Source organism: Alistipes senegalensis JC50, from assembly GCF_025145645.1.
Classification (GTDB): domain Bacteria; phylum Bacteroidota; class Bacteroidia; order Bacteroidales; family Rikenellaceae; genus Alistipes; species Alistipes senegalensis.
In genome coordinates this window covers 1,600,992-1,614,418 of record NZ_CP102252.1, presented here as the reverse complement: position 1 = coordinate 1,614,418, position 13,427 = coordinate 1,600,992, and the positions used below count along the sequence as shown (strand labels likewise).

Below are 13,427 nucleotides of genomic sequence, written 5' to 3'. Positions count from 1 at the left end.
TGAAAATACCCGAAATAATCCGAAACTCGTTCGCATTTCGGTTCCGTTTCGTTCAGAATGTGTACGCGATGCGCAGATAGCCGTAACGGCCCAGGTAGGAGATCGAGGAGGTGCGCATGTAGTCGGTTTCGAACACCGTCGAAGCATAGTCCGGACGGTTGAGGATGTCGATGACGCCCACCGAAAGTCCCAGCCGGTTCTCCTTGCCGAACTTGCGGCCCGCCGCGGCGTTGAGGATCACGTTGTGGCGCGTGAGCGTATGCGAATTGCTGTTGCAGTAGAATTCGTAGGCGTTCGCCACGGAGGCGAAATACTTTCCGAAGCGCAGGTCCAGCCGGGTGCGGACCGTTTCGCGCAGGTCCTGCGTGGTGCTGTTCTGCGTGGAGTAGGAGCTCATCGAGGTCACGGAGGAGACGGCGATTTTGACCTTGCTCGAAAAGCCCGATTCGAAGCCGGCGCGGAACGAGAGCGCATGGCGGCCCGAGTGGCAGAGCGTCTCGTCGAGGAAATAGGGGGTCTGCTGGAAATTGTAGTTGATCCCGGCGTTCACCGTCGAGCGCAGCGAGGCGATCTGTTGGGAGAAATCGGCCGATCCGCCGAGTTTGTAACACCCTCCGACGTTGGTCTGCGTCGAGAGCTGCGCACCCTTCCGGGCCGTGTAATCGTACTGGGGGAGGTAGGTCTCTTCGAGGAACAGGATGCGTTGCGAGGCGATGTAGTTGAAGGTGTACCCGCCGTTGAGCCCGATCGAGAAGGTCCGCGCCTTCGGTGCGTTGTTGAAAGAGATTCTTGCCAGCAACGCCATGTCGTTCGGCAGTTTGAGACCGGGGTTTCCGGCCCGCAGCGAGAGGGGGTTCGTGGCGTCGATCGTCGAGCGCAGCGATTCGGTCGGGATCATCTGCGAAAAGGAGCTGATGTTGAGGGTGAACCGCCTTTTGGATTGGCCGGCCATAAGGCTGAACCAGGGATTCAGCTGGTAGAACTGCCTCGGGAAGCGTTCCTTCTCCGGAAAGCGTTCGCTGCGGGCGATCTGATAGACCACTCCCGTGAGGGTGCCTATGATCCAGAGTCCGTCGCGGCTGTAATTCAGGCCGGCTTGCAGGCTGTGCGAATAGCTGTCGTTCGTGTAGTTGTAGGAGTTCACGGGGTCCAGCGTTCCCTGCGGATCGTCGAGAAAATCCACGGACAGCATCTTCGAGCGGTCGTAGCTGCGCTTGAAGGAGTAGGCGGCCGAGAACCGGAGATTCTCCCCGATCTTGTAGCCGTAATCGACCGATGTTTCGTAGCTGTACCTGAGACCGTCGCCGTTGTTGCGCAGTTTGACTTGCAGGCCCTGCACCGAGGCCGCCGTGTCGATCTGCCAGCCGTCCTGGTCCTGCGTGCCGTAATCGCCGTTGACCCAGAACGACAGCGACGATTTTTCGGAGAGGGAAATGTAATAGTTGAGTCGGATGTTGAAACTGAGATTCCGGTTGTCGGAGTCGTTGTTGAGGAGTGTGCGGGTCTCGTCGTCGTCGATACGCTGGGAGGTGGAGTTGCGGCTCAGCGACGAATTGTTGTCGAACGAGAAGTCCGTCATGGCGAAAAAAGAATTTTTTCCGCGCCGGACGCTTGTCAGGTTGGAGAGATTCGCCGAGAGGGCTTTGGAGAGGGACTCCCCGGAGTTCTCCTCGGTGCGCAGGGCATAATCGTCGGTCGGGAAATACTCCGTCATCGAGCGGGAGATGCGGCTCTGGCGGCGGCGCTGGAAACCGACCGCGGTCGAAACCGAGGTCGAGTCGCCGCGGCGGTAGGTGTACTCCGCCTGGGCGTCGGTCTGCTTCGTCGGCGTGAGTTTCGAATCGAACGAAGCGCTCTCCGCCCGGGAGTTGTCGTCCTTCAGGTTGGAGGTTTCGATCCGCCAGTTGCCTTTTTCGCTGTTGCGGTAGTAGGTTCCGGCCTCCGAATGGCGGATCTCACGACGCCCGGAGTAGTCCTTTTCGAGGCTCGCGCCGACCGAGGCTTCCAGACTGCCGCCCTGAAGGACGCTGCGTTTCGATTTGGTCTCGACGTTCATCACCTTCTCTTTCCGGGCCGTGGTGTTGCCCAGCCGCTTGGCCTCGGGGCTCAGTTCTTCGTAGACCCGCACGCTCTTGACATCCGAGGCTTCGAGGTCGGTCAGCGCGTACTGGGATTTGTTGCCGAAGAGGTTTTTGCCGTCGATCAGCACCCGTTTGACCTCCTCGCCGCCGGCGAGGATCTTGTTGTCCCGGACCTCGACCCCCGGAAGCTGTTTCAACAGCTCCTCGAAGCGGTCGTCGGCCATCGTTTTGAATGCTCCGGCATTGTAGATCATGGTGTCGCCCTTGAAGACCATGGCGACCCGCTTGCCCACGACCACGACCTGGGCGATCGACTGTTCATCGACCTCCATTCCGACCTCGATGCGGCTTTGGAACTCGGTCGCGGCGAACCGTTTCTTGTAGGGTTTGTACCCGAGGTAGGCGACCTCCAGATCGACCGAGTCGCGGAAGATGCGGTCGCACTCGTAGACGGCCAGCGTGCGGTAGAAATCCTTTTTGGAGGTGGTGCCCCGCAGCGTGTCTGCGCCGCTCATGATCGCGATCGTGGCTCCGATCAGCGGGTCCTTCGTCTCCTTGTCCTCGACGGCGATCGTGACCCGTGCAGGGCGGTAGCTGCGGTATACCTGCGGCGTTCCGCTCCGCACGGTGCGTGCGGAGATCGGGCCGGAGAGGCCGGCGATGGCGATAAGCAGCAGGATGAAGCGTGTCAAGTCAGGCGGAAAAGAGCGGTTATGCGATGCAAGATAGCAATTTCTGCTTCAATCGCACAATCCGTCCGCAAAAAAGTGGATTCGGACACCGGGGCACGGCCTCCTGACTGTGGATTATTTGCCTTGCAGGGCATCCATTACGGCGTTGCTCTGGCGGCGGAAGAGGCGCAGGTTGTAGGTGAACTGGAACGAGACGTAGCGGCCGACGCCGAGGTTCGTCACGTTGCGCAGCGTGGTGCCCGTCACCGTGCGGCGGAAGGTCGTGCCGTTCTGGTCCAGCAGGTCGTTCACCCCGACGCTCACCTCGCCCAGCCGGTTGCGGAAGAGTTTCACGCCCAGCAGGGCGTTGCAGATCAGCCGCTCTTCGAGGAACGTGTCCGTGATGCCCTTGTAGTAGTTGTAGTCGGCGTTGGCGCGCACGACGAGGCGTTTCCACGCCACGAACGTGGCTTCGGCCCGGGCGGTCTGGCTGAAATAGGTGTTGTCCAGCGTGCGGACGTGCGACGTGCTCTTGCTCACGTTGTAGCGCCCCGTGTAGCTGACGCGGAAATCGACGCTTTCCGAGATGTTGCTGCCCAGCACCAACCCGGCGTTGTAGGAGCTGTTCGACAGTTCGTTGCGCTCGCCGTTGATGATGCTCGGGATGCGCCCCGTCGAGACCCCCGCCCGGAAATTGAGGTTCGAACGCAGCCACCGCACCGGCATGCCGTAGTTGACGCTGGCGCGCAGGCTCCAGTATCCCGGGAGGTTCACCGGCTTGGTGAACTGGTTGCCCTCGCCCAGCAGCGTCCCTTCGTCGTCGATGACGAAATCCGGCGTGTCGATCACCAGCGAGTCGGTGATGGTGTTGGGGCTGATCGCCGCCTCGGCCGAGACGGTGAACGTGCGGCCCCGTTTGGGGCTGGTGCGGATGTACTGCCCCGTCAGCCGGTGGGTGTAGACCGGGTCGAGACGGGGGTTTCCGGCGAAGACGTTCTGGCGGTTGGTGGTGTTGACGATGCCTTGCAGGTCGGTGGCGCGGGGATTCGACGTGCGGCCCACGGCCGTGAATTTCAGGGTGTTGTTGCGCGAAACACTGATGTTCGACACCACGTTGTAGGTCAGGTTGTCGAACGACGCGCCGGTCTTCTGGCGGTAGGGAAAGGCGTAGTCGCTGTCGAATTCGGCGTGCTGGTAGTAGAGCGTCGCCGCGACCTTCGTCTTCTTGAAATAGTACTGGTAGGTGCTGCCGACGCGGTGGGTCAGGAACGCATAGTCGTACTCCGTGGACTGCTTCGGGCTGCGTTCGTCCGGAAACACGTTCTCCTTGGTGAGCACGAACGTGCTGCGGTCCACGCTGTTGTCGGTGTAGTTGATGCGGTATTCGAGGCTCAGGCGCGACCGCTTCGAGAGCGCCCGGGTGTAGCTCGCGCTGCCGCTCACGTCGTAGCCCGGCTGGTCGCGGTCGGTGCGCGTGACGTTGCGCGAGGAGTAGTCCGCGGTGTCGCACTCGATGTCGTCGGGGTCGCGGAAGGTGTACTGCCGCGGGAAGCTGAACTGCTCGTAGGAGCGGTAGGCGCCCCCGAGGCCGAACGTGAGGTTGTGCGACTTTTTGCCCGGCAGGCGGTAGCGGTAGATCAGGCTGTTCGAGACGTTGAATCCCTTGCTGTCGCTCAGTCCGAAGTTGCGGCGGCGGTTGACGAAGCGGATGTCGTCGTCGGAGAACTTGTTGTCCGTGCGGCTCAGGAGTTCGTTGCGCGAGTCGTTGTCCTGCAAGCTGAACGACGTGCGCATCATCATCGAATGGCGCTCCGAAAACCGGTAGTCGATGCGCGAATTGAAACGGTGGTTGAGGTTGAGCGCTTTCGAACGGTTCTCGTCGGTGTAGAGCACCAGCTTGTCCGATGCGGTGAAGGTCTGCTTGTCGCTGCGGCTGGTGTTGCGGTTGTCGGTGCGGTTGAAGAAGTAGCTGGCCGTGACCTTGCCTTTCTTGCCCCAGTCGTCGCTGTAATTGATTCCGATGGCCTGCACGGTCGAGATGCCGTCCAGCGGGCGCACCATGAAGTTCTTGTTCGAGGTCCGGGAACCCGCCTCCTCGGTGGTTCCGAGGATGTCCTCGAACGAGAAGTTCTGGCGGCTGACGTTGTTCACCAGACCGATCACCGAGATCCGGCGGTCGTTGTTGAAGATGTTGACGTTGCCTCCGCCGATGTATTTGTCCGGGATGCCGTAGGCCCCGAACACGCGGCCGAAAGCGCCCCGCCGCTTGTCGGGCAGCGTCACGATGTTCAGCGCCGTGACCCCTTCGCCGGTGTCCACGCCCGTGAATTCCGACTGGTCGCTCTGCGTGTTGTAGATGTCGATGCTCTCGATCATGTCGGCCGGGATGTTGCGCACGGCCGACATCACGTCGTTGCCGAAAAATTCGCGTCCATCGACATAGACGCGCTGCACGCTGCGGCCCTGCGCCTCGATCGCCCCGTCGGCGATCTCCAGTCCGGGCATTTTCGAGATCAGCGAGCCGGCGTCCGACCCGAACGCCACCTTGTAGGCCGAGGCGCGGTAGGAGAGCGTGTCGCCGCGGACCGACGACCGGAGCGCCGGAACCTCGACCACCACGTCGTCGATGGTTTCGGCGCGGGGTGCGAGCCACAGCGAATCGAGCGTCACGGCGGTCGTTCCGACCCGCAGGTCGGTGCGCAGCGAGTCGTAGCCCAGCGAAGTGACGGTCAGACGGTATTCGCCTCGCGGCACACGGGGGAAGAGTCCCCGGCCGTCGATGTCCGAGGTGGTGTAGAGGGCTGCGGCCGCGGTGTCCGTGCGGCTTCGCAGTTCGGCGACGGCACCCACCACCGCATCGCGCGTCGCGCGGTCGGCGACCCGGAAACGCACGGTGACGGACTGTGCCGCGGCGGTCGCGGCGCAGAGCAGGCAGAACAGCAAGAGCGGCAATGTCTTTCCCGGGTTCATCGGATTAAGGAGGGGTTCGGTTGCCAAAGATAGCGATTTAGATCTTTCGGTCCCTCTTTTTTCGGATGTTTATGGCATATTGGGACGCCGTTCGATGAATTTTGACCATAAAATGGTCCCGATTGTCCTGCCGTTTCCGTATTTTTATGGAAAATTAGGATGCGGTTCTGCAAATCGCTATATTTGTCGAAATAATTGCGAACCCCGGTCCGTTTCATTCGTAAATTTCGGAACCTTGACATGAAAAACAAGGACATTTTCACCTTCCGCGACGCTGAGAAACAGGCGGGTCCGGTCGCCTTTTCGACGATGCTCAAGCCTGCCGGTTCGGCGTGCAACCTCGACTGCCATTACTGTTACTATCTGGACAAGGCCGTGCAGTACGGCGGCCGGCAGGCCGTGATGAGCGACGAGCTGCTGGAACTTTACGTCCGGCAGTATATCGAGGCCAACGATGTCGATACGGTGCAGTTCTGCTGGCACGGCGGCGAGCCGCTGCTGCTGGGGGTGGATTTCTACCGCCGGGCGATGGACTTCCAGCAAAAATACGCCGACGGCAAGCGGATCGAGAACATCCTCCAGACCAACGGCACGTTGGTCGATGAGGCTTGGTGCGACCTTTTCGCCGGGAACAATTTTCTGGTGGGCATTTCGCTCGACGGTCCGCAGGACATTCACGACGCCTTCCGCCTGACGAAGGGCGGCAAACCCACCTTCGAGCGGGTGATGCAGACGATCGGAATGTTCCAGCGCAGCGGCGTGGAGTACAATACGCTGAGCGTGGTGAACCGGTTGTGCGAGGGGCGCGGCGGGGAGATCTACCGCTTCTTCCGCGACACGGTGCACAGCAAATACATGCAGTTCCTGCCCGCCGTGGAGCATGTCATCGACAAACCGGACTTCCACCGTCCGCTGATCGTGTCGCCCGACCGCGAGGGGGCTCGGTTGGCCGAATGGTCCGTCACGCCCGCGGGTTACGGTCAGTTCCTGTGCGACATCTTCGACGAATGGGTCGTGAGCGACGTGGGGCGCTGTTACGTGCAGATGTTCGACGCTACGCTGGCCCAGTGGTGCGGCGTGCAGCCGGGCGTCTGTTCGATGGGCGAGACGTGCGGCGACGCGCTGGTCGTGGAGCACAACGGCGACGTTTATTCGTGCGACCACTTCGTCTACCCCGAATACAAACTGGGCAATATCCGCGAAACTCCGTTGTCGGAGATCTACCGTTCGCGCAAGCGGGTGGATTTCGGCCTTGCCAAGCGCAATGCGCTGCCCGCTGAGTGCCTGCGGTGCAAATATTACTTCGCTTGCCGGGGCGAGTGTCCGAAGCACCGCTTCGAGACGGGGTCCGACGGCTGCCGCAAGAATTCGCTCTGCGAGGGCTTGTACCGTTATTTCCGCCATGCGGAGCCCTATATGGACTACATGCGCGACCTGTTGTCGAAGCAGCAGGCCCCGGCGTGGGTCGTGCCCTTCGCCCGCAAGCGCATGGGGCTGATGTGATTTCCCTGCGCCGAAACGAAAAGGCGCCGCATCGTGCGGCGCCTTTGTGCGTGCAGGCCCTGTAAGCCGGGTTCTGTTCCCGGGGCGAACCCCGGGCCCCTGTCATTTATCTGGGACGGCAGTCTCCTGCCGCCTCGAGCAACCTACCCCCCGGCATCGGGCGAGCAACCCTTGACTGCCGGTATACACGGTCTTGCAACCCACGGGACGTACGGCCGGGCGACATCGCTGCCCCCGCGGTGGGCTCTTACCCCGCCTTTTCACCCTTACCCGCAGTCGCCTGCGGGCGGTCGTTCTCTGTTACGCTCCCACAACCTCACGGCTGTCAGGTCGTTAGCCTGCGTGGTGCTCTGCGTTGCCCGGACTTTCCTCTCCCGGCCTGCGGCCGGCAGCGACAGAGCGGACCTGCCGCGGCAAAGGTAAGCAAAAATTTCGCAATATCCGCTTCATCCGGCGTGCGTTCCGCATTTCGCGGGGTTATTTTTCGCGGAAGATGTTCAGGTGCGCCAGCAGCGGGTTGCGGCGGTCGAGCATGAGGAACTCCAGCAGCAGCAGGACCAGCGCAGCGATAAGCAGGTATTGATACTGTTCGTTGAACTCCTCGAAGCGGACCATCGACAATTCGGTCTGCTCCATCTCGTTGATCGCCTTGACGATCTCGTCGAGGCCGATCGACTGTTTCGACGAGCGCACGTAGGCGCCGCCCGTGATGTCGGCGATTCGGGCCAGCATCTCTTCGTTGAGCTTCGAGACGACCATTTCGCCCGTCTCGTCCTTGATGAACTCCCCGCCGATCTGGATCGGGGCGCCTTCGGGGGTGCCGATGCCGATGGTGAAGATCTTGACGCCCATCTGTGCGGCGCGCTCGGCGACGGCGATGGCGTCGTCATCGTGGTTCTCGCCGTCGGTGATGAGGATGATGACCCGTCCGTGGCTCTCCTCCGTGTCGCCCGAGAACGACAGCAGGGCCTGTTCCAGCGCCTTGCCGATGGCCGTTCCCTGCACCGACACCAGCGAGGGGTCGATCCGCCGGGCGAAGGCCCGGGCCATGCGGTAGTCGGAGGTGATCGGCAGCTGCACCTTCGGTTCGCCTGCGAAGACCACCAGTCCCACGCGGTCCTGCTGCAACCCTTCGAAGAGTTTGCCGATGGCGTATTTGGTCCTTTCGAGGCGGTTGGGCTGGAAATCCTCGGCCAGCATCGAGTTCGATACGTCGATGGTGAGCATCATCTCGATTCCCTGCGCCTTCTCCTCGCGGAGTTTCGAGCCGAACTGCGGGCGCGCCGCGGCCAGCACGAGCAGCGCGACGGCGGTGCAGAAGAGGATGAACTTGAAAGCCGTGCGTCCGGTCGAGACCTCGGGCATCAGCTCTTCGAGGATGGCGGGATTTCCGAAGCGTGCGAGCCGTTTGCGGCGGCTGCGCGCGGCGAGCGCGTACAGCGCGACGAGCGCCGGAACGGCCAGCAGCAGCCAGAGATATTGCGGATTTGCGAAACGGAACATGGGAAATGATCTTTTACGGTATTCGTTTCAGGACGAGGTTCGCCAGCAGGAATTCGGCCAGCAGCAGCCCCAGGGCCGCCAGTACCCATGCGAGGTACAGTTCGTGGTAGGAGACGTGCTCGGTCACCTCGACCTTGCTCTTTTCGAGCTGGTTGATCTCGTCGTAAATGGCCTTCAGCTTGGCTTTGTCCGTGGCGCGGAAATACTTGCCTCCGGTCATGTCGGAGATCGCCGTCAGCGTCTTTTCGTCGATCTCGACCTTCTGGTTGACGAAGGTGATGTTGCCGAACATGTCGATGGCCGGGTAGGGGGCCATGCCTTCGGTGCCCACGCCGATCGTGTAGACCCGGATGCCCTGCGCCTTGGCGATCTCCGCGGCCGTGAGCGGCGCGATCTCGCCCCGGTTGTTCACGCCGTCGGTCAGCAGGATGATGACCTTCGATTTGGCTTCGCTCTCCCGCAGGCGGTTGATCGCCGTGGCCAGTCCGTTGCCGATGGCCGTGCCGTCCTCGATCAGTCCGCTGCGGATGCGGGCCAGCAGGGTCTGGAGGGTGCTTTGGTCGGTGGTCAGGGGGCTTTGCGTGAAGGCTTCGCCGGCGAACGCCACCAGACCGATGCGGTCGCCGTAGCGGTCGGCGATGAACGACCCGGCCACCTCCTTGGCGGCCGTGATGCGGTCGGGTTTGAAGTCGCGGGCCAGCATCGACCCCGACACGTCGATGGCCAGCATGATGTCGATACCCTCGGTGTTGGTGCGGACGTTCTGTTCGACATCCTGCGGACGCGCCAGCGCCACTACGAGCAGCGCGAAAGCCGCCGCACGCAGCGCGAACGGCAGGTGGCGCAGGTAGTAGCGCACGGTTTTGGGGGCGCGCACGACGCCGGCGACGCTCGAAATGCGGATCGCGGCCCCGCCCTGGAGCGTGCGCCAGACATAGTAGCCGATCATCGGCACGAGGAGCGTCAGCAACCAGAGGTAATATGGCGAAGCAAAATGCATAATCATTTACGTTTTACCAGTTTTTCTTTCCTCGTACCACCACGCCCTGTTTCTCCTTCAGCTTCTCCTGGGTCTTGTCCTCCTGGGCCTGGATGGCGTCGAGCATCTGTTGCTGCTCCTGCGGCGAAATGCCCGAAGGCGTCGGCTGACCCTGCTGGTCGCCCTTGTCGCCCTTGTTATCCTGCGGGTCCTGTTTCCCGTCGCCCTGCCGGTCTTTCGGATCGCCTTTCTGATCCTTGTTCTGCTGATCTTTATTCTGCTGATCCTGGTTTTGCTGATTCCGATCTTTGTTCTGCTGGTTCTGGTCCTTGTTCTGATCCTTGTCGTCGTTGCCGCCTCCGCCGCCGTCCTTGTTCTCGTCGAGCAGACGCTTTGTGTAGGCGTAGTTGTATTTGGCCTCCATGTCCGAGGGGTTCAGACGCAGCGACTGCTTGTAACTTTCGAGCGCCTCCTTGTACTTCTGCTGTTTGAACTGGGCGTTCCCGAGGTTGTAGAACGCCTCGGCGCGTTCCGTGTCCGTGCGCAGCGAGTCGGCCGCGGCCTGCTGCATGGTCTGCTCGGCGCGGTCGAACCGCTCGGCCTTGTAGAGAGCGTTCCCGAGGTCGTAAGTCGCCTCGAACTGTCCTGCAACGGCCTGCAAGGCTTGCTCGTAGCGGCTTATCGCCTGCTCGTAGTTGCCCTTGTTGTACTGCCGGGTGCCTTTGCGCACCAGCGAACGCTCGGGCATCTGTTGGGCTTGAGCCCCGGCAGATGTAAGGAGAAACAGGAAAATGTATAGAAGCCTATGCATTTTTAATTTTTCATTTTTCATTTTTAATTGCCGGGGAATCTTCGGTCTCGGCCGGAGATTCTTCGGCTACTTTCGTCTCCTCGACGAAATAGTAGGCTTTCAGGTAGTCGGCTTCGTTCTGCTCGGCCTCGGGCGTCGCCTTGGCGAACTTCACCAGATCGGCGTCCCGTAGAATGGCCGTGAGGTCCATCCGCGCCTTGTCGGGCAGCTCCTCCTGCCGCATGGTTTCGATGATCTCGTCGGAGGTCATCTCCATGGCGCCGAAGCCCCAGCGGGCGGCGATGTAGGTGCGCAGGATGTCCGTCAGCCCCGAATAATACTGTTTGTGACGGTTGTTCTGCCACAGTTTCTGGTGGTGGAGCGCTTCGAGCGCCTGAATGGCCGCCACGTGCGGAGGCAGCGGCGGAGCGGGTTTGAAGAGATCCCCGAAGCCCTTGCCGCGGCTGGCGAGCCAGCGTTGGAGCGCATAGGCTCCGGCCAGCAGAATCAGCAGGATCAGGATGCCCCACGTCACGTAGCCCTTGATCTCGCGGAAGCGGAACGGCAGGGTCTTCTGCGGTTTGAGGTCGTAGATCGACTGCGACGTGGAGTCGATCTGGAACGTCGCCACCTCCAGATAGACCGAATCGCGGCTGCGGAGCGTGTCGAGGATGTTCTTGTCGGCGTAGAGCACCTGCGCCGCGCCGAGGTTGTACTTGCCTTCGTCGAAAGCCGCCAGCCGGTAGCGCTTGCGCAGTTTCAGCCGGCGTCCGTCGCGTTCGAGCGTGTCCACGGGGCAGTTTTCGACCAGTTCGATCTTGCCGTCGCGGGGGTCGAACTCGGGGAACTCCACCACCTGCACCAGGTCTTTTTCCACGTCGATGATGTAGTCGAAGCGGTCGCCGATCAGGATGCTGTCGGGCTCGACGCGCGCCGTGACGGTGGGCGTGTTCTGCGCCCGGGCGGCGAGGGCCGTGAAAAGAAGCGCTATTGCAAAGAGTCGTTTCATCGCTGTTTGAACAGTTTCATTAGTTCGGCCACATAGTCGCCGTCGGTCGAGATCACGGCCGTGTCGATGCGGTTGTGCTTGAGCGTTGCGCCGATGCGTTCGCTGCGTTCCTGCCACGAGGCGGCGTAGTGGTCGCGCACGGCCCGCGAGGCGGTGTCCACCCATACCTTGCGGCCGCTCTCGGCGTCGAGCAGTTCGACGATGCCCACGTTCGGAAGCTCCGTTTCGCGGGGATCGTAGACGCGGATGCCCACCAGATCGTGTTTGCTCCCGGCGATTTTCAGGGCGTCGTCCAGCGCCGATTCGTCGCCGGACGAATCCATGAAATCCGAGAGGATGAAGGTCGTGCAGCGTTTCTTGTTGACGTTGGTCAGGAAACGCACCGGCTCGGAGAGCTTCGTGCCCGCCGATTCGGGCTGAAATCCGATCAGTTCGCGGATTATCATGAGGATATGGCTGCGGCCCTTCTTCGGGGGGATGAACTTCTCGACCCGGTCCGAGAAGAAGATGCAGCCGACCTTGTCGTTGTTCTGCGAGGCGGAGAAGGCCAGCACGGCGGCGATCTCGGTGATGATGTTCTTTTTCAGCCGGTCGGTCGATCCGAACATGCGCGAGGCCGACACATCGACCAGCAGCATCATCGTCAGCTCGCGTTCCTCCTCGTAGACCTTGATGTGGGGTTTGCGCGAACGGGCCGTGACGTTCCAGTCGATGTCGCGCACGTCGTCGCCGGCCCGGTACTCCCGCACTTCGGAAAACGACATGCCCCGCCCGCGGAAAGCCGTGTGGTACTTTCCGGCGAAGATCTCGTTCGAAAGACCGCGGGTCTTGATCTCGATCTTGCGGACGCGTCTGAGAATATCGTTCTCGGTCTCCTGCATCGTTAGGGTACGATTACGTTGTTGAGGATGTCGGTGATGATCTCTTCGGTGGTGATGTTCTCGGCCTCGGCTTCGTACGTCAGGCCGATGCGGTGGCGCAGCACGTCGTGGCAGACGGCGCGCACGTCTTCGGGGATGACGTAGCCGCGGCGGCGGATGAAGGCGTAGGCGCGGGCGGCCTTGGCCAGCGAGATCGACGCACGGGGCGAACCGCCGTAGGCGATCAGGTTCTGGAGCTTCTGGAGGTTGTACTCCGCGGGTTCGCGCGTGGCGAAGATGATGTCGATGATGTATTTCTCGATTTTCTCGTCCATGTAAACGTCCTCGACCACCTTGCGGGCCTTGACGATGTCGTCGGGCGTGATGACCTTACTCACCTGGGGCATGCCGGCTCCCGAGAGGTTCATGCGCACGATGTCGCGCTCCTCCTGCTTCTTGGGGTAGGAGATTTTGGCCTTGAGCATGAAACGGTCCACCTGCGCCTCGGGCAGCGGGTAGGTTCCCTCCTGCTCCAGGGGGTTCTGCGTGGCCAGCACGAGGAAGGGCTGGGGCAGCGGGTAGGTGTTGTCGCCGATGGTCACCTGACGCTCCTGCATGGCTTCGAGCAGCGCCGACTGCACCTTGGCCGGGGAGCGGTTGATTTCGTCCGCGAGAACGAAGTTGGCGAAGATGGGGCCTTTGCGGACGACGAAATCCTCGTTCTTCTGCGAGTAGATCAGCGTACCGATCAGGTCGGCGGGCAGCAGGTCGGGGGTGAACTGGATGCGCGAGAATCCGGCATCGACGGCTTTGGCGAGCGTGGTGATGGCCAGCGTCTTGGCCAGTCCCGGCACGCCTTCGAGCAGAATGTGGCCGTTGGACAGCAGACCGATCAGCAGGGTGTCCACCAGATGGCTCTGTCCCACGATGACCTTGCCCATTTCGGTGCGGAGCGTATCGACGAAGACGCTTTCGCGTTCGATGCGCTCGTTGAGTTCTTTGATGTTGATGACTTCGCTCATTGTTTTATGCTTGTTGTAGTATTGTCGGAGTTAACCTTT

At 61.4% G+C, this 13,427-nt stretch carries 9 protein-coding genes and 1 other RNA gene; 1 reads left to right on the top strand and 9 read right to left on the bottom strand.

All coding sequences use genetic code 11. The features are described from left to right. Nucleotides 1–52: 52 nt before the first annotated feature. Nucleotides 53–2,773: a peptidase associated domain and porin domain-containing protein gene (locus NQ519_RS06395; RefSeq protein ID WP_019151993.1), complete on the bottom strand. Its 2,721-nt coding sequence runs from the start codon at nt 2,771–2,773 to the stop codon at nt 53–55. A gap of 114 nt (nt 2,774–2,887) precedes the next feature. Then, the gene (locus tag NQ519_RS06390) at nt 2,888–5,749 is read right to left on the bottom strand and encodes an outer membrane beta-barrel protein (RefSeq protein WP_227901004.1); all 2,862 of its coding nucleotides are present in this window, start codon (nt 5,747–5,749) and stop codon (nt 2,888–2,890) included. 213 nt (nt 5,750–5,962) lie between these two features. Here NQ519_RS06390 and NQ519_RS06385 point away from each other — a divergent pair, with 213 nt between their 5' ends. After that, nucleotides 5,963–7,225, top strand: a complete 1,263-nt coding sequence (locus NQ519_RS06385) for an anaerobic sulfatase-maturation protein (protein WP_019151995.1) — start codon at nt 5,963–5,965, stop codon at nt 7,223–7,225. Nucleotides 7,226–7,270: 45 nt separating this feature from the next. Here NQ519_RS06385 and rnpB read toward each other — a convergent pair. The 7 genes from rnpB to NQ519_RS06350 all read right to left on the bottom strand — a co-directional run bounded on the left by rnpB (nt 7,271) and on the right by NQ519_RS06350 (nt 13,388). Then, nucleotides 7,271–7,636: RNase P RNA component class A (rnpB, locus tag NQ519_RS06380), an RNA gene on the bottom strand. 66 nt (nt 7,637–7,702) lie between these two features. Further along, nucleotides 7,703–8,728 carry a VWA domain-containing protein gene (locus NQ519_RS06375; RefSeq protein WP_019151996.1) on the bottom strand — a complete coding sequence of 342 codons (1,026 nt, stop codon included), beginning with the start codon at nt 8,726–8,728 and terminating at the stop codon, nt 7,703–7,705. Nucleotides 8,729–8,741: 13 nt separating this feature from the next. Next, on the bottom strand, nt 8,742–9,728 hold the full coding sequence (locus NQ519_RS06370) for a vWA domain-containing protein (RefSeq protein ID WP_026076776.1): 987 nt from the start codon (nt 9,726–9,728) through the stop codon (nt 8,742–8,744). 13 nt (nt 9,729–9,741) lie between these two features. Then, the gene (locus NQ519_RS06365; protein ID WP_026076777.1) at nt 9,742–10,518 is read right to left on the bottom strand and encodes a tetratricopeptide repeat protein; all 777 of its coding nucleotides are present in this window, start codon (nt 10,516–10,518) and stop codon (nt 9,742–9,744) included. A 10-nt stretch (nt 10,519–10,528) separates the two neighbouring features. Beyond that, on the bottom strand, nt 10,529–11,506 hold the full coding sequence (locus NQ519_RS06360; protein WP_019151999.1) for a hypothetical protein: 978 nt from the start codon (nt 11,504–11,506) through the stop codon (nt 10,529–10,531). Next, nucleotides 11,503–12,387, bottom strand: a complete 885-nt coding sequence (locus tag NQ519_RS06355; protein WP_019152000.1) for a DUF58 domain-containing protein — start codon at nt 12,385–12,387, stop codon at nt 11,503–11,505. The genes NQ519_RS06360 and NQ519_RS06355 overlap by 4 nt, the downstream gene beginning before the upstream one ends. A gap of 2 nt (nt 12,388–12,389) precedes the next feature. Beyond that, the gene (locus tag NQ519_RS06350) at nt 12,390–13,388 is read right to left on the bottom strand and encodes an AAA family ATPase (protein WP_019152001.1); all 999 of its coding nucleotides are present in this window, start codon (nt 13,386–13,388) and stop codon (nt 12,390–12,392) included. Nucleotides 13,389–13,427 lie beyond the last annotated feature (39 nt).